18 protein-coding genes are annotated in these 14,711 nt (G+C 69.2%); 16 read left to right on the top strand and 2 right to left on the bottom strand.

The annotated features are described in order from the left end of the window. Nucleotides 1-263 precede the first annotated feature (263 nt). Entirely contained in the window at nucleotides 264-665 is a 402-nt protein-coding gene (locus L995_RS15105) for a cell division protein ZapA (RefSeq protein ID WP_016445211.1), read from the bottom strand. A 32-nt stretch (nucleotides 666-697) separates the two neighbouring features. Further along, entirely contained in the window at nucleotides 698-907 is a 210-nt protein-coding gene (locus L995_RS15110; protein ID WP_012204637.1) for a hypothetical protein, read from the bottom strand. Between the two features lie 255 nt (nucleotides 908-1,162). Between L995_RS15110 and L995_RS15115 the strand changes: the two genes are divergently transcribed. The 16 genes from L995_RS15115 (at nucleotide 1,163) to L995_RS15190 (ending at nucleotide 14,685) form a co-directional block, all read left to right on the top strand. Continuing rightward, entirely contained in the window at nucleotides 1,163-2,560 is a 1,398-nt protein-coding gene (locus tag L995_RS15115) for a cobyrinate a,c-diamide synthase (RefSeq protein WP_047472481.1), read from the top strand. Further along, nucleotides 2,560-3,153, top strand: coding sequence for a bifunctional adenosylcobinamide kinase/adenosylcobinamide-phosphate guanylyltransferase (locus tag L995_RS15120; RefSeq protein WP_047472482.1), 594 nt, complete (start codon nucleotides 2,560-2,562; stop codon nucleotides 3,151-3,153). Before L995_RS15115 ends, L995_RS15120 begins: the two co-directional genes overlap by 1 nt. Next, nucleotides 3,150-4,028 (top strand): ABC transporter substrate-binding protein, encoded by an 879-nt coding sequence (locus L995_RS15125; protein WP_052195808.1) that lies wholly within the window; start codon nucleotides 3,150-3,152, stop codon nucleotides 4,026-4,028. The genes L995_RS15120 and L995_RS15125 overlap by 4 nt, the downstream gene beginning before the upstream one ends. Nucleotides 4,029-4,069: 41 nt before the next feature. Further along, nucleotides 4,070-5,053: a FecCD family ABC transporter permease gene (locus L995_RS15130; protein ID WP_047217633.1), complete on the top strand. Its 984-nt coding sequence runs from the start codon at nucleotides 4,070-4,072 to the stop codon at nucleotides 5,051-5,053. Next, complete coding sequence (locus L995_RS15135; RefSeq protein WP_047472484.1) at nucleotides 5,050-5,847, top strand: ABC transporter ATP-binding protein; 798 nt, start codon at nucleotides 5,050-5,052, stop codon at nucleotides 5,845-5,847. The genes L995_RS15130 and L995_RS15135 overlap by 4 nt, the downstream gene beginning before the upstream one ends. Nucleotides 5,848-5,863: 16 nt before the next feature. Then, nucleotides 5,864-6,664: an aminoglycoside phosphotransferase family protein gene (locus tag L995_RS15140; protein ID WP_047472485.1), complete on the top strand. Its 801-nt coding sequence runs from the start codon at nucleotides 5,864-5,866 to the stop codon at nucleotides 6,662-6,664. An 84-nt stretch (nucleotides 6,665-6,748) separates the two neighbouring features. Next, entirely contained in the window at nucleotides 6,749-7,540 is a 792-nt protein-coding gene (locus L995_RS15145; protein ID WP_047472486.1) for a phytanoyl-CoA dioxygenase family protein, read from the top strand. 214 nt (nucleotides 7,541-7,754) lie between these two features. Further along, nucleotides 7,755-8,000, top strand: coding sequence for a DUF6364 family protein (locus L995_RS15150; RefSeq protein ID WP_016453068.1), 246 nt, complete (start codon nucleotides 7,755-7,757; stop codon nucleotides 7,998-8,000). After that, nucleotides 7,997-8,434, top strand: a complete 438-nt coding sequence (locus tag L995_RS15155) for a TA system VapC family ribonuclease toxin (RefSeq protein ID WP_047472487.1) — start codon at nucleotides 7,997-7,999, stop codon at nucleotides 8,432-8,434. Before L995_RS15150 ends, L995_RS15155 begins: the two co-directional genes overlap by 4 nt. Nucleotides 8,435-8,463: 29 nt before the next feature. Further along, a complete protein-coding gene (locus L995_RS15160) occupies nucleotides 8,464-9,120 on the top strand; it encodes an aspartate/glutamate racemase family protein (protein ID WP_017406302.1) in 657 nt (218 codons plus the stop codon). Nucleotides 9,121-9,183: 63 nt separating this feature from the next. Beyond that, the gene (cobO, locus tag L995_RS15165; protein WP_047472488.1) at nucleotides 9,184-9,753 is read left to right on the top strand and encodes a cob(I)yrinic acid a,c-diamide adenosyltransferase; all 570 of its coding nucleotides are present in this window, start codon (nucleotides 9,184-9,186) and stop codon (nucleotides 9,751-9,753) included. 39 nt (nucleotides 9,754-9,792) lie between these two features. Further along, nucleotides 9,793-10,500, top strand: a complete 708-nt coding sequence (gene bluB / locus L995_RS15170; protein ID WP_047472489.1) for a 5,6-dimethylbenzimidazole synthase — start codon at nucleotides 9,793-9,795, stop codon at nucleotides 10,498-10,500. Next, nucleotides 10,497-11,579: an adenosylcobinamide-phosphate synthase CbiB gene (gene cbiB, locus L995_RS15175; RefSeq protein ID WP_047472492.1), complete on the top strand. Its 1,083-nt coding sequence runs from the start codon at nucleotides 10,497-10,499 to the stop codon at nucleotides 11,577-11,579. Before bluB ends, cbiB begins: the two co-directional genes overlap by 4 nt. Further along, nucleotides 11,576-12,619, top strand: coding sequence for an aminotransferase class I/II-fold pyridoxal phosphate-dependent enzyme (locus L995_RS15180; RefSeq protein ID WP_047472490.1), 1,044 nt, complete (start codon nucleotides 11,576-11,578; stop codon nucleotides 12,617-12,619). Before cbiB ends, L995_RS15180 begins: the two co-directional genes overlap by 4 nt. Next, entirely contained in the window at nucleotides 12,606-14,111 is a 1,506-nt protein-coding gene (locus L995_RS15185; protein ID WP_047472491.1) for a cobyric acid synthase, read from the top strand. Before L995_RS15180 ends, L995_RS15185 begins: the two co-directional genes overlap by 14 nt. Nucleotides 14,112-14,253: 142 nt before the next feature. Then, on the top strand, nucleotides 14,254-14,685 hold the full coding sequence (locus L995_RS15190) for a hypothetical protein (RefSeq protein WP_016445226.1): 432 nt from the start codon (nucleotides 14,254-14,256) through the stop codon (nucleotides 14,683-14,685). Nucleotides 14,686-14,711 lie beyond the last annotated feature (26 nt).

Genomic DNA, 14,711 nt, shown 5'->3' on the forward strand with positions numbered 1-14,711 from the left:
CCGCGTAGCCAGACGTTGGGTTCATCTGACGCGAGACGATCACGCTCGAATGGCAATGTACCAAGCCCGGGCTCATAGAGCATTGGTCCAAGGAACTATAAAGCCCGGCGGGTTTGCAGACGCCTCCATTCTAAGGCCGTTGATCAGGCCCGCGATCAAGTTCTTTGAACGGCATGGGCTTTTCATTGACATGGGCGATGCAATGAAAACAGCCTCCGAAGAGGCTGTCGTGCGGGGCAAGGAAAGGCAGCGGCGGCCCAGGCTCAGATCAGCCGTGCATCGCCCTCCAGGGCCTGGTCCAGGCGCAGCACCAGTTGCTCGGCAAGGGCCTGCTGGCGCGCACGCTCGGCCAGCTCCTCGGGGCTGGGCTCGGGCGGCTGGGATGGGGCGTTGTGCTGGGAAGCGGCCTCGTCATGCAGGGACTGCATCTCGGCCTGGGCCGTGGCCATGGCGCTTTCCTGGGCTTCGCGGTCCAGCACGTCGAAGGCCATGTTCAGCGCGGACAGCACGGCCACGCGCTCGCGGGAGCGGACCTTGCCGCTGTCGCGGATGCGGGTCATGGCCGTGTCCACACGGCGCACGGCTTCGAGCAGACGCTCTTCCTGGCCATCGGGGCAGGTCAGCACATAGCTTTGCTGCAGGATTTGCACTTCGATCTGCTTCATGGGCGTTCGGGGCGTCGGCGGTTGCGAAGGGGTCAGGCCCCCTGGTTGGAGGGCAGGCGCTCGATCAGGGCATCGACGCGGGCCCGGGCGGCGTTGAGCCGCGAGCGCAGCGAATCACGCTCCTGGGTCAGGGCCGCCACCTGCTCGGCGAGCAGCGCATTGGTGCGTTGCAGTTCCTCGTGGCGAACCAGCAGGCGCTCCACGCGCTCTGCAATGTGGTCGAGGGAAGTCTGGGAGGTCATAGACGCTGAGATTGTAGGACGTGCGAACGAAGTGAGCACATTCCGTGGAAGTATCCGAGGAAACCTGGTAACAGGCAGGCGTACACGGCTTGACGTCAGCGCCTTGCTCGGGTATTGGAGAGCGAGCGCCAGACTGTCTCACAAAATCGTAGCGCCATCTGTAGGACTCGTCTGCTTCGGCGGGATGTATTGCGTAAGCATTGGTTGCGGCCGCAGTGCGGGCGCGCACTACAATGCGCCGCGCGGAGCGAACACATGAACATTGACCTTGGCCAGGGCGGGGCACGCTGCCCGGCGCTGCTGATCACTTCCACGGCTTCGGGCCAGGGCAAGACCACGCTGACGGCTGCGCTGGCGCGGCTGCATGCGCGCCAGGGCCGGCGCGTGCGCGTGTTCAAGTGCGGCCCCGACTTCCTGGATCCGCACTGGCATGAACTGGCCAGCGGCGCGCCCGTGCACAGCGTAGACCTGTGGATGACGGGCGAGTCCGACATGCGTGCACGCCTGCACGCAGCCGCCTGCGAGGCCGATCTCATCCTGGTGGAAGGCGTCATGGGGCTGTTCGACGGCACGCCCTGCGCGGCCGATGTGGCCGAGCGGCTGGGCCTGGCGGTACTGGCCGTCATCGACGCCTCGGGCATGGCCGGCACCTTTGGCGCGCTGGCCCATGGCCTGCAGCACTATCGGCCGGGCCTGCGCTGGGCCGGCCTGCTGGCCAACCGCGTGGGCAGCGCCCACCATGCCGATCTGCTGCGTGCCGGCCTGCGCGATCCCTCGCTGTGGCTGGGCGCGCTGGCGCGCGTGCAGGGCAAAGGCGCCGCCTCGCTGCTGCCCGAAAGACACCTGGGCCTGGTCGCCGCACATGAACTGGACGATGCGCTGGTACGCCTGGACGTGGCCGCCGATGCGCTGCAGGCTACGCCGCTGGGCCAGTTGCCCTGGCAGGCCGGGCCGGGGCAGGGCGCCAGCTGGCAGGACTGGTCCGTGGATTTTGAGCTGCCTGCCGAACGCGCCGAGCAGGTGCAGCCCTGGCTGGCGGGCCGCACCGTGGCCGTGGCGCGCGACGCGGCCTTCAGCTTCATCTATGCGGCCAACCTCGACTGCCTGCGTGCCATGGGCGCGCGGCTGGCGTTTTTCTCGCCGCTGGCCGGCGAGCGCCTGCCGGATTGCGATGCGCTGTGGCTGCCCGGCGGCTATCCCGAGCTGCACCTGGATGCTCTGGCCGCCCATGCCGCGCTGCGCGGCGACATCGCCGGCCACGTGGCTGCCGGCCGCCCGGTCTGGGCTGAGTGCGGCGGTATGCTGGCGCTGTGCGAGCGACTGACCGACACCGCGGGCCGGACCACGGACCTCTGGGGCCTGTTGCCCGGCCATGCCTGCATGCAGCCGCGCCTGGCGGGACTGGGCATGCTGCAGCTGCCCACGCCCTGGGGCCTGCTGCGCGGCCACACCTTTCACTACAGCCGGCTGGAGACTTCCATGACCGAGGCCGGGCGCAGCAGCCGTCCGGGACAGGACGCCCATCCCGACCGGGGCGAGGCGCTGTACCGCCACGGCAGCGTGCATGCCAGCTATTTCCATGCCTGGTTTGCCTCGCAGCCGCGTGCCGTGGCCGCGCTGCTGGGCGCCGACATTCATCCGGGGACCGCGTGATGACCGAGCCCATCTCCACCGTTTCGCTTCCCCGCAGCCAGCTCATTGTGGGCGGCCAGAAAAGCGGCAAGTCGCGCCGTGCCGAATTGCTGGCCCGCGCCTGGCTCGATGGCGCCCTGGACCGCGAGGCCGCGCTGATCGCCACCGGCCAGCCCTGGGACGACGAAATGCGCGAGCGCATCGCCCGCCACCGGCGCGACCGCGCCGAGCGCGTGCCCGGCATGGCCACGCTTGAGGAGCCGCTGGACCTGGCCGCCATGCTTGCGCGGCACAGCACGCCGCAGCGCCTGCTGGTGGTGGACTGCCTGACGCTGTGGCTGACCAACTGGATGATGCCGGCCCAGCCTTCCGAGGAACTGGCGCGTGGATGGTCGGGCCAATGCGCGGCCTTTCTTGACGCCTTGCAGGGCGCGCCCGGTCCGGTGATCCTGGTCGGCAACGAGATCGGCCTGGGCGTGATCCCGCTGGGATCGCAGGTGAGGGCCTTTGTGGATGCGCTGGGTGTGCTCAACCAGCGTGCGGCGCAAAGCTGCGAAACCGTCACGCTGATGTGCGCCGGCCTGCCGCTGGCGCTCAAGGGCCCGCAGCCGTGAGGCCATGGCGTCCCGCCCTGTGGGGCCTGGCGTTGGCACTGGCGCTGTCTGCGGCGCAGGCTGCCATCCGGGTCACGGACGGGCGGGGCGTTCCGGTGGAGCTGCCACAGCCGCCGCAGCGCATCGTCAGCCTGCTGCCCTCGCTGACCGAAAGCGTGTGCGCGCTGGGCGGCTGCCAGCGCCTGGTCGGCGTGGACCGCTATTCGAACTGGCCGGCCCATGTGAAGACCCTGCCCGTGATGGGCGGCGGAATCGATCCCAACATCGAGGCCATCGTCGCGCTCAAGCCCGATCTGGTGCTGGTGTCCATGGCCTCGCGCTCGGTGGCGCGGCTGCAGGCATTGGGCCTCAAGGTGGTGGCGCTGGAGCCGCGCACCCATGCCGATGCGCAGGCCGTGCTGCGCACCGTGGGCCAGTTGCTGGACCTGCCGCCCGAGCAGGGTGTCGACCGGGTCTGGGCCGCCATCGAGGCGCGCATGCAGGAGGTGGAGCGCAGCATGGCCCCCGCGCTGCGCGGGCAGACCGTGTATTTCGAGGTCAACCGTGGCCCCTTTGCCGCAGGCGAGTCCTCGTTCATCGGCGAGACCCTGGCGCGCCTGGGCATGCGCAACATCGTGGGCGCGCAACTGGGGCCGTTCCCGCGCATCAACCCTGAATTCGTGGTGCGCGCCGACCCGGACTTCATCCTGGGCGGCGACCGCAGCCTGGGCACTTCGGGCGAGCCCTATCCGGGCTGGGGCCGCATGCGCGCCATGCAGGCCGGGCGCGTCTGCCGCTTTGAACCGGCCGAGCTGGACGTGCTGGTGCGCGCCGGCCCGCGCATGGCCGAGGGCGCTGCGCTGATGGCGCGCTGCCTGAACGGGGCCGCACGGTGAGGCAGGCCCGCAGGCACCACAGCGGCTTGGCGGCGCCTTGGATGGCGCTGGCCCTGCTGGCCGTGAGTGCCCTGCTCATGCTGCTGGGTGCGGGCGTGGGCAGCACGGGCTGGGAAAGCGTGTGGGCCGCGCGCAGCGATCCGCTGTCCTGGCAGATCGTCACCGAGATCCGGCTGCCGCGCACGGCGGGCGCCTGGCTGGCCGGCGGCCTGCTGGGGCTGGCCGGGGCCATTGCCCAGGGCGTGTTCCGCAACCCGCTGGCCGATCCCTATCTGCTGGGCAGCGCCTCGGGCGCCTCGCTGGGCGTGGCGCTGAGCATGGCGGCGCTGGGCGCCTCGCCCTTTGCACTGGCGGGCCTGGCACGCCTGGGTGTCACGGGTGCGGCCTTTGCGGGCGCGGCCCTGGCCGTGCTGCTGACCCTGGTGCTGGCCCAGGGCGTGCACAACACCATGCGCCTGCTGCTGGCCGGGGTGGTGGTGGGGGTGGTGCTGGGCGCAGCCGCGTCCCTGGTGCTGTTGATGAACCCGGACATCATGCAGGCCATGCAGGCCTTCATGCTGGGCAGCACCTCCTTCATCGGCTGGGGCGCCTGCGCGCTGATGCTGGCCGTGCTGCTGGCCACCGCCCTGGGCGCCTGGTGCCTGGGCCGCGTGCTCGACGGCCTGTCCCTGGGCGAGGCCACGGCCCACAGCCTGGGCCTGCCGCTGGCGCCGCTGCGCATGGTGCTTATCTTGCTGCTGGCGCTGGCCACGGGCACGGCCGTGGCGCAGACCGGGCTCATCGCCTTCGTCGGCCTGGCCGCGCCGCATCTGGTGCGCTCCATGGTGCGGTCCATGCACCGCTGGCTGCTGGTGCTCAGCGCGGGCATGGGCGCCGTGCTGCTGCTGGCCGCCGACCTGCTGGCGCGCTGGCTCATCGCCCCGCAGGAGCTGCCCGTGGGCGCGCTCACGGCCTTGCTGGGCGGCAGCTACCTGCTGTGGCTCATGCACCGCCGCCACGCCCTGCGCGGCGGGGAGGGCGCATGACGGCCCCCGCCCTGCAAGCGCGCGCCCTGAAGGTTCGCCTGGGCGATCGACAGGTCCTGGGCGGCCTGAGCCTGGCCCTGCCCGCCGGCCGCTGGACCGCCATCGTCGGCCCCAATGGCGCAGGCAAATCCACGCTGCTGCGCGCCCTGGCAGGCATGGAGTGCGGCGCTGGCGTGCAAGGCGAGGTGGAGCTCCTGGGCCGCCCGCTGCGGCAATGGAGTGCGCGCGAACGGGCCTGCTCGCTGGCCTGGCTGGGGCAGAACCAGCCCGTGGCCGGCGACATGCGGGTCCATGACGTGGTCATGCTGGGCCGCCTGCCGCACCAGGGCTGGCTGGCTGCGCCCAGCCAGGCAGACCATGCCGCCGTGGAGCAGGCGCTGTGCCAGACCCAGGGCTGGGACTGGCGCATGCGCAGCGTGGGCAGTCTCTCGGGCGGGGAGCGCCAGCGCGTGCTGCTGGCGCGCGCCCTGGCCGTGCAGGCCCGTGTGCTGCTGATGGACGAACCCCTGGCCAACCTCGACCCGCCGCACCAGGCCGACTGGCTCGAATGCGTGCAGGCCCTGGTCGCCCAGGGCCGCACCGTGGTCAGCGTGCTGCATGAGATATCGATGGCCTTGCAGGCCCAGGACCTGGTCATTCTCGACAAGGGGCAAGTGGTGCACCAGGGGGCCTGCGCCGACGCGGCCACGCATGCGGCGCTGGAGGCCGTGTTCGAGCACCGGCTGCGCATCCGCGCCATCGACGGGCAGTGGCTGGCCCTGCCACGGCTGCGGGGGCAAGCCGCAGCTCCCTGATTGCCTGTCGGAAAAAATGTCTCTCCATGCGCCGTATCTGAGCCGCTGGGCTCTGACCATCGATGGCCAGCCCCTGTCCACGCCGCGCGGCGTGCTGCTGCCCGTGCGCCAGGGCGGCACGCCCGCCATGCTCAAGATTGCGCTGGAGCCCGAAGAGGTGGCCGGCGCCCGCCTGATGGCCTGGTGGAATGGCGATGGTGCCGCGCCTGTGCTGGCCCATGAAGGGCCGGCCCTGCTGATGCTGCGCGCCACAGGACCCGAATCGCTGGTGGACATGGCCCGTGGCGTGCGCGATGAGGAGGCCACGCGCATCCTGTGCACCGCTGCCAAGCGCCTGCACCTGCCGCGCGCCAAGGCTTTGCCACCCCTGGTGCCGCTGACGCAGTGGTTCCATGCATTGCTTGCACAAGGCCATGGAACCGCCAGCCTGCTCGGCCTGTGCGCCGCCACGGCGCGCGAGCTGCTGGCCGCACCGCGCGACGTGACCGTGCTGCATGGTGACCTTCACCACGGCAATGTGCTGGACTTCGGCCCCCTGGGCTGGCTGGCCATCGACCCCAAGGGCCTGCATGGCGAGCGCGGCTTTGACTACGCCAACATCCTGAGCAATCCCGACCCCGCCATCGCACTGGTACCGGGGCGCTTTGCGCACCGCATGGCCACCATTGCCGAAGTCTCGGGCATAGAGCAAAGGCGCCTGTTGCGATGGGTGCTGGCCTGGTCGGGACTGTCTGCCGTCTGGAGCATGGAAGACGGTGATGATCCTGGCGCTGCGATGGCTGTGGCGCAAATGGCGGCTTCGGCCTTGGCATGCTGATTTTCAGACTGCGATACATCTCTTTTTCTTCCCCAACAGGGTGAAATGGCGCTTCACGGAAAAAGAGGGTGGAGGAATTTTTCGATGCTTGCCGATGCACTGGGGATGTTTGAACAGCAGGGATTTGTCATCTGGCCAAGACCCATGGAGAAGGGCCTTCTCGACAGCTTGGTGGCATCTGTTGAAGCCATCCAGCGCCATGCGCAGGCCAGGACACTGGATCCGGCGCTGGACGAGCTGTTGGTGTACGAGAAAGATCTGCTGGCCAGCAAGCGCGCCGGCTTGGATGGTGCCCTTACCGGAAACTCGATCTTCATTGTTGGAGATCCCGCCCGCTTTGATGAAGTCTTCGCAGAGACACTTCACGATGCCGCGCTTGTCTCGGCGGCAACGACGCTTCTTGGCGTGGACGAGGCAGTGGTCCATTTCATGAACGTGACCATCAAGAATCCCGGATTCGGACGGTCAATCTCCTGGCACCGCGATTATCCCAATGGGTATTTCTGCACCAGGGGTTCCAGCTTTGTTCGTCTGATGATCTGCCTGGATGGCATGTCGGTGGAGAGCGGTGCCACCTGCTTTGATGCGGGCACTCATCGCATCTCCGACCAGGAGGCGCAGCAGCAAAAGGTGAGTGGCACCTGGCCCACTCCCGATCCGGCCGACACCGTCACCGTGCAGTGTGACCCAGGCCAGATCGTGGCGATCCACCCGAAGGTGCTTCATGGCGGAGGCATGAATACCGGCTCTGGAATGCGGCGCAACGTCATCCTGCAGATTGGCACTCTGGGTGCAGAGCCCATGACACACGCCGAAGAATCTCTGACCGGCATCGTCATCGGCGCGAAAGGCTGCAGGGAACACCTGAATCGCTGAAGGCGTATCGGGGACGAGGCCAAGGCCATCGTGGACCGCGTGGTGAGGGGCATGATGCCTTCGCCCATCCTTCGTCCAAGGGCATCTGAAGGGCGCAGGCCGGCCTGATTGTCCTGTCAGCGGAATTTTTCTAACATACAGAAATCTGTACGAAAGATCTTTGCAAAGGATCTGTGCGAGAAATCTGTACGAAATTCCTGCTCTGGGGGCCGTCATGAAGACCACGCTTGACCTCAACGATGCATTGCTGACCGAAGCAAAGACCTATGCGGCACAGCAGCACACCAGCCTGACGCGCCTGATCGAGGAGGGCCTGCAATTGCGCTTGCGCAAGGCCCAGGCGCCTGCCCGGCGCGTGCGCCTTCCCGTCTACCACGGCAAGGGCGGACTGGCACCGGGGCTGGACGCACTGAGCAACCGCGCGCTGCTGGATGCCGCCGGTCAGCAGGATCAACCATGACGCCCGATGTCAACCTGCTGGTTGCGGCATCGCGCAGCGACCACCCCCATCATTCGGTGGCCCGCGACTGGCTGGAGCAGGCCATGGCCGATGCCAGCCAGGGCGTGCTGCTGAAATTGCAGCCCATGGTGGTGGCGAACTTTCTGCGCCTGGTCACGCATCCGAAGATCTTCGTCAACCCGACTCCCATGGTCGAGGCTTTGCGCTTCGTTGACGCATTGCTGGCATCGCCCGGCGTCGAGCAGGCCGTGCTGGGTGCCGAATGGCCGGCGTTAAGGCAACTGTGCGCCGACAAGGCGCTTGCCGCCAATGACGTACCGGACGCTTGGCTGGCCGCTGCCGCCATCCACCAGGGCGAGCATGTGGTCAGCTTCGATGCCGATTTCAAGCGCCTGCTGTCGCGCTCCCAGTTCACCCGGCTGGCGCCCCAATAATTCCTTTTCATTTCAGATTCCCCCAATCCATGACCCGCATCGCCCTCATCCACGCCCTCAGCCATTCCGTCGCTCCCATCAACGAAGCCTTTGCGCGCGACTGGCCCGAGGCGGTACGCATGAACCTGCTGGACGACAGCCTCTCGGCCGACCTTGCGCGCAACGGGCGCGGGCTGGACGCCGCCATGCACGAGCGCTTCCAGCGCCTGGCGCAGTACGCCGTGGACACGGGCGCGCAGGGGATCTTGTTCACCTGCTCGGCATTTGGCCCCTGCATCGAGGCCGTGGCCGCGCGCCACGCGCCGCTGCCCGTGCTCAAGCCCAACGAGGCCATGATCGAGGCGGCCGTGCAGGGCCAGCAGGGGGCCTTGGGTTTGATCTCCAGCTTCGCGCCCACGCTGCAGTCCATGCCGCCGGAGTTCCCGGCCAGCATCGAATTGGTGCCTGCCCTGGCCGATGGCGCCATGGACGCGCTCAACCGCGGCGACACCGCCACGCATGACCGCCTGGTGGTCGAGCAGGCCAGGGCCCTGGCTGCGCGTGGCTGCACGCGCATTGCGCTGGCCCAGTTCAGCATGGCGCGTGCCCGCGCCGCCTGCGAGGCCGCCACGGGCCTGCCCGTGCTCACCACGGTGGACAGCGCCGTGCGTGCCCTGCAGCGCCGGCTGGGCGTGCGCCTCGGTTAAAGTGGCGCTCCGCTGCGGCGCATGCCCGCCGCAGCGTGTGCAACTTTTGAGGACGACAGACCCATGCAGATTGAACAGGCCCCGACGGAAAAGCCCTATGAAAAGCCCGAAGGCGAACGCCGTGGCCTGGTGCTGGTGAACACCGGCGACGGCAAGGGCAAGAGCACGGCGGCCTTCGGCCTGGCCCTGCGCGCGCATGGCCGGGGCAAGTCCGTCAAGATCTTCCAGTTCATGAAGGTGCCCACGGCGCGCTTTGGCGAGCACCGCATGTTCGAGCAGCTGGGCATGCCCATCGAGGGACTGGGCGACGGCTTCAGCTGGAAGAGCCAGGACCATGAACGCTCTGCCCAGATCGCACGCGAAGGCTGGGAGCGCGCCCGCACGGCCATTCTCTCGGGCGATCACTTCCTGGTCGTGCTCGACGAAATCACCTATCCGCTGATCTACGGCTGGCTGCCGCTGGGGCCCGTGCTGCAGGCCCTGGCCGACCGCCCGCGCCATGTGCACGTCATGCTCACGGGCCGGCGCTGCCCCGAGGAAATCATTGCCGTGGCCGATACGGTCACGCGCATGGAACTGGTCAAGCACGCCTTCCAGGCCGGCATTCCCGCCCAGCGTGGTATTGAGGACTGATGCCGCCTGCAGGCCCGGCCTGCGGCGGACAATGGCGGCATGAGCAGCGAAACGCATTCCCGGGCGCCAGAGACCATTCCCGCCCAACCCTTTGCCGAGGCCGAGCGGGCAGCCGTCTACCGCGCGATCCATGAGCGGCGCGACATGCGCCATTTCTGCGGAGGCGAGGTCGCGCCCGAGGTGCTGCTGCGCCTGCTGCGCGCGGCCCACCATGCGCCCAGCGTCGGCTTCATGCAGCCCTGGCGCTTCATCCGCGTGCGCGATGCGCAGTTGCGCCAGGGCATACACGCCGTGGTCGAGCAGGAGCGCCTGCAGACCGCGCGTGCGCTGGGCGAGCGCGAGGAAGACTTCATGCAGCTCAAGGTCCAGGGTGTGCTGGATGCGGCCGAGGTGCTGGTCGTGGCCATGCCGCCCGGGCGCGATGCCCATGTCTTCGGCCGCCGCACCCTGCCCGAGATGGATGTGGCCTCGGCCGCCTGTGCCATCCAGAACCTGTGGCTGGCCGCGCGTGCCGAGGGGCTGGGGCTGGGCTGGGTCTCGCTGTTCGATCCCGAGGTGCTGGCCGCGCTGCTGCAAATGCCCGTGGGCAGCCGGCCGCTGGCCGTGCTGTGCCTGGGCCCCGTGTCCGCCTATTACGCCGAGCCCATGCTGCAGCAGCAGAAATGGGCCAGCCGTGCGCCGCTGCAGGACATGCTCTACGACGACCTGTGGGGCCAGCGCGCCGCCGGGGCGCCGCCGCAGGCATGAACGACAGCCATTTCTGGCAACTGTCGGGCGCCGCGTTCAGTCCGCTGTGGTGGAGCTGGCAGGCGCTGTCGCAGCCTGTGCCCGACCCCTGGGCCCGCCACGCCCTGGCCGCCGCGCTGGCCGTTCCCGTGGCCCTGCTGGTCGACCGGCTCTGGGGCGAGCCCCCCGTGTGGATGCACCCCGTGGTCGCCATGGGCCGGCTGCTGGCTGCGGTTGGGCGAAGAATTGCCCCACGCGAAGAACATGTGCGCGACTGGCCACGCTTTGCGCTGGGCGCAGTCGCCTGGTGCCTGCTGGCGCTGCTGTTCTTCGCCATCTACGCGTTCATCCAGTGGCTGCTGCCGCCCATGCCCTGGTGGCTGGGGGCGCTGGTGCTGGGGGTGCTGCTCAAGCCCTTGCTGTCCTGGCGCATGCTGCGCGACGAGGTGCTGGCCGTGGAAGCCGCACTGCAGCAATCCCTGCCTGCAGGCCGCGAGCGCCTGACTTGGCTGGTCAGCCGGGACACGGCGCAGCTGGACGCAGGCCAGGTGCGCGAAAGCGCCATCGAAACCCTGGCCGAGAACCTCAGCGACTCCGTGCTGGCGCCGCTGTTCTGGTTTGCCGTGGCCGGCCTGCCAGGCGCAGCCCTCTACCGCTTTGCCAACACGGCCGATGCCATGTGGGGCTATCCGGGCTGGCGCGGGCATGGCGATGACCGGCGCCACTGGCAATGGGCCGGCAAATGGACGGCGCGTGCCGATGACCTGCTCAACTGGATACCGGCGCGCCTGACCGCCTTGCTGCTGGCCTTGTCCGGCCTGGCCGCTGGCCGACGTCCGGGCTGGGGTGCGCTGCGCCAGGACGCGCGCATCACTCCGTCGCCCAACGGCGGCTGGCCCATGGGCGCCATGGCAAGGCTGCTGGGTGTGCGCCTGGGCAAGCCCGGCGTCTACGTGCTCAACCCCGCAGGCCGCGTGCCGCAGGCGGCCGAGCTGCAGCAGGCCGTGGCGCATGCGGGCCGCGTGGTCGCCATGCTGGTGGCTGCAGGGCTGGCCGCCGCCCTGGTCATTGCATGGGCGATGGCAGGAAAGACACCATGAAACCGATCCCAGTCACCCACGGGGGCACGGATGCGCTGGGCGTGCCCGCGCACGATTTCTCCACCAACCGCAATGCCTGCGGACCTTGCCCGCAGGCGCTGGATGCGCTGTCCCAGGCACATGCAGCCCAGTACCCGGACCCGCACTACACGGCGTTGCGCGCACGGCTGGCGGACCTTCATGGCGTGCAGGCCGAGCGCATCGTCATCGCGGCCAGTGCCAGCGACTTCATCCACCGAATCACCATGCATGCGGTGCGAGAGGGCGCGGCCGTCGCCAGCCTGCCGGCACACCACTATGGCGACTACGCCCACGCGGCCCAGGTCTGGCGCCTGCCCCTGGCCGCGCGCGACGGCATCACCGAGGCCGGCCCCGGCCTGCACTGGGCCTGCGCGCCATCGAGCCCGCTGGGCCAGCCCGAAGATGTCTGGCCCCTGTGGAGCGAGCCCGCAACGCCCGGCACCTGGCGCGTGATCGACTGCGCCTATGCGCCCCTCAGACTGGAGCCGGGCATGGAACCCGCCGTGCCCTCCCCGGTGCGCGATGCCTGGCAGATGTGGACTCCCAACAAGGCCCTTGGCATGACCGGCGTGCGCGCGGCCTACGCCATTGCGCCCGAAGCCGTGCCGCACGACGAGATCAAGGCCTTGCGTGCCCTGTCACCCTCCTGGCCCGTGGGCGCCCATGGCGAGGCCATGCTCACGGCCTGGACCGCACCGGCCACCCGGCAATGGCTGGCGCAAAGCCTGCAACGGCTGCGCGATTGGAAGGCACAGCAGCTCGATTTGGTGCAGCGCCTGGGCTGGCAGGTGCTGCCCGGCTCGCAGGCCAATTACTTTGTGGCGCGCTGGCCGCAGGCACGGCAGCGCGACGCCATGCAGACGCGTCTGGCCCAACTGCGCGCGCAGGGCATCAAGCTGCGCGACTGCGACAGCTTTGGCCTGCCCGGCTGCGTGCGCATGGGCGTGCTGGCGCCTGCATCCCAGAACGCCTTGCTGGCTGCCTGGCAGCCAATGGAGAAACACCATGCAATCGAGTGAACCCGCCGCCGTGAACCTGCCCTTGCCCGAGCCCGGCCAGCGCCCCGCGCTGTGCGTGATGGTGCTGGGCACCAGCAGCGGTGCCGGCAAGAGCTGGGTGGCCACCGCGCTGTGCGCCTGGTACCGCGCCCAGGGCTACAAGGTGGCGCCCTTCAAGGCGCAGAACATGAGCAACAACGCGCGCGTGGTCTGCGCGCCGGGCGGTGCCTGGGGCGAGATCGGCACGGCCCAGTACCTGCAGGCCCTGGCCGCAGGCTGCGCGCCCGATGTGCGCATGAACCCGCTGCTGCTCAAGCCCGAGGCCGACATGCGCAGCCAGGTCGTGCTGCTGGGCCGGGTCAGCGAGGAACTCTCGGCCTTGCCCTGGCGCGGCCGCAGCGCCCGCGTGTGGCCGCAGATCGCCGAGGCGCTGGACAGCCTGCGTGCCGACAACGACGTGGTCGTCATCGAGGGCGCAGGCTCGCCGGCCGAGATCAACCTGCATGCCAGCGACGTCGTCAACATGCGCGTGGCGCGCCACTGCGGCGCGCATTGCCTGCTGGTATCCGACATCGACCGCGGCGGCGCCTTCGCCCACCTCTACGGCACCTGGGCCCTGCTGCCTCCGGAAGAACAGGCGCTGATCCGCGGCTTCGTGCTCAACAAATTCCGGGGCGACGCCAGCCTGCTGGCGCCCGCCCCGCAGATGCTGCAGGAGCGCACCGGCGTGCCTACCGTGGCCACCATCCCCATGCAGTTCCAGCATGGCCTGCCGGAGGAGGATGGCGTCTTTGACGACCGTGGCTCTGGAGGAGGCGTGGGGCGCGCCGTGCACACCACCATCGCCATCGTCGCCTACCCGCGCATCAGCAACCTCGACGAATTCCAGCCCCTGCTGCAGGTGCCGGGCCTGCGCGTGGTCTGGGCGCGCACGCCGGCCCAACTGGCAGGCGCCGACTGGATCATCCTGCCGGGCTCCAAGGCCACGGCTGCCGATCTGGCCTGGATGCGGTCCCAGGGCCTGGATGCTGCCGTCGCCGCCCATGCGGCGGCAGGCCGGCAGGTGCTGGGCATCTGCGGCGGCCTGCAAATGCTGGGCGAGGCGCTGATCGACCTGCACGGCGTGGACGGCAACGCAGCCGGCCTGGGCCTGCTGCCGCTGACGACCCTGTTCGCGCCCGACAAGACCGTGCTGCCCGCCAGCGTGCAGCTGCCGCCGCTGCCAGGGGCTTTGGCGGCGCTGTCCGGCGTGCAGGCCCGGGTCTATGAAATCCACCATGGCCAGACCAGCGTGCGCCCCGACATGGTGGCCGCTGGCAGTGCCGTGGCCGAGCCCGTGCCGGGCCTGCTGTGGCACAGCCCCGATGGCCGCATCGCCGGCTGCTACTGGCACGGCCTGTTCGAGAACGCCGAGGTGCTTCGCGCCCTGTGGGGCGCCGAGGTGCCCACGCTGGACAGCGTCTTCGCGCGCATGGCCGAAGGCGTGCAGCGCTGGTTTGCGCACCAGGCTTGACCCAGGTCAGGGGCTGCTTGCAGGGGGCACGGCAAGCTGTAGGCCATAGCCTGCATGCGCAGCCGTGCTGTACCGATAAATGGGGAGCTGGAAAACACGCATGCTTGAGCCTTGACTTTTTCACGAGGAATGGAGTGAAGCTATGAAGAATCCATGGATCCGTCCCCTGCAGCTGTGTATTGGCGCTGCCGTCCTGGGCATGGCCGGCCTGGCCACCGCCCAGCCCGGCCCCGGGCCTGATGGCACGCCGCCTCCGCCCCCCGCCGCGGAAAAGGCCAAGCCCCATCACCACCACAAGAAGCACGCCGAGCACAAGGGGCCCGCCAAGCGCGGCTATGACCGCCGCGACCCTGCCCAGCACGAGGCCGCCGCCGTCCAGGAGCAATCGCGCCGAGGCGGCGTCCAGTCGGGCGACAACTTCCAGCGCAATGCCGTGGCCCGCTGCGATGTCTTCAAGAACGAAGGCGACCGCCGCTCCTGCGTGGAGCGCGTCAAGGACGGCCAAGTCAGCGGCTCCGTCGAAGGCGGCGGCGTGCTGCGCGAGTACACGGAACAGGTTCCTGTAAGGCAATAACAGCGTCTGCTGTTATTCACCTGAGA

Origin of the sequence: Delftia sp. ZNC0008 (assembly GCF_000799035.1) — a bacterium.
GTDB lineage: Bacteria > Pseudomonadota > Gammaproteobacteria > Burkholderiales > Burkholderiaceae_C > Comamonas > Comamonas tsuruhatensis.

Coding starts and splice junctions, on each gene's coding strand:
- L995_RS15140 (WP_047472485.1), top strand. CDS start 5,864: ATGTCTCTCCATGCGCCGTATCTGAGCCGCTGGGCTCTGACCATCGAT.
- L995_RS15160 (WP_017406302.1), top strand. CDS start 8,464: ATGACCCGCATCGCCCTCATCCACGCCCTCAGCCATTCCGTCGCTCCC.
- L995_RS15135 (WP_047472484.1), top strand. CDS start 5,050: ATGACGGCCCCCGCCCTGCAAGCGCGCGCCCTGAAGGTTCGCCTGGGC.
- L995_RS15130 (WP_047217633.1), top strand. CDS start 4,070: ATGGCGCTGGCCCTGCTGGCCGTGAGTGCCCTGCTCATGCTGCTGGGT.
- L995_RS15115 (WP_047472481.1), top strand. CDS start 1,163: ATGAACATTGACCTTGGCCAGGGCGGGGCACGCTGCCCGGCGCTGCTG.
- bluB (WP_047472489.1), top strand. CDS start 9,793: ATGAGCAGCGAAACGCATTCCCGGGCGCCAGAGACCATTCCCGCCCAA.
- L995_RS15180 (WP_047472490.1), top strand. CDS start 11,576: ATGAAACCGATCCCAGTCACCCACGGGGGCACGGATGCGCTGGGCGTG.
- L995_RS15110 (WP_012204637.1), bottom strand. CDS start 907: ATGACCTCCCAGACTTCCCTCGACCACATTGCAGAGCGCGTGGAGCGC.
- cobO (WP_047472488.1), top strand. CDS start 9,184: ATGCAGATTGAACAGGCCCCGACGGAAAAGCCCTATGAAAAGCCCGAA.
- L995_RS15120 (WP_047472482.1), top strand. CDS start 2,560: ATGACCGAGCCCATCTCCACCGTTTCGCTTCCCCGCAGCCAGCTCATT.
- L995_RS15185 (WP_047472491.1), top strand. CDS start 12,606: ATGCAATCGAGTGAACCCGCCGCCGTGAACCTGCCCTTGCCCGAGCCC.
- L995_RS15145 (WP_047472486.1), top strand. CDS start 6,749: ATGCTTGCCGATGCACTGGGGATGTTTGAACAGCAGGGATTTGTCATC.
- L995_RS15150 (WP_016453068.1), top strand. CDS start 7,755: ATGAAGACCACGCTTGACCTCAACGATGCATTGCTGACCGAAGCAAAG.
- cbiB (WP_047472492.1), top strand. CDS start 10,497: ATGAACGACAGCCATTTCTGGCAACTGTCGGGCGCCGCGTTCAGTCCG.
- L995_RS15190 (WP_016445226.1), top strand. CDS start 14,254: ATGAAGAATCCATGGATCCGTCCCCTGCAGCTGTGTATTGGCGCTGCC.
- L995_RS15155 (WP_047472487.1), top strand. CDS start 7,997: ATGACGCCCGATGTCAACCTGCTGGTTGCGGCATCGCGCAGCGACCAC.
- L995_RS15105 (WP_016445211.1), bottom strand. CDS start 665: ATGAAGCAGATCGAAGTGCAAATCCTGCAGCAAAGCTATGTGCTGACC.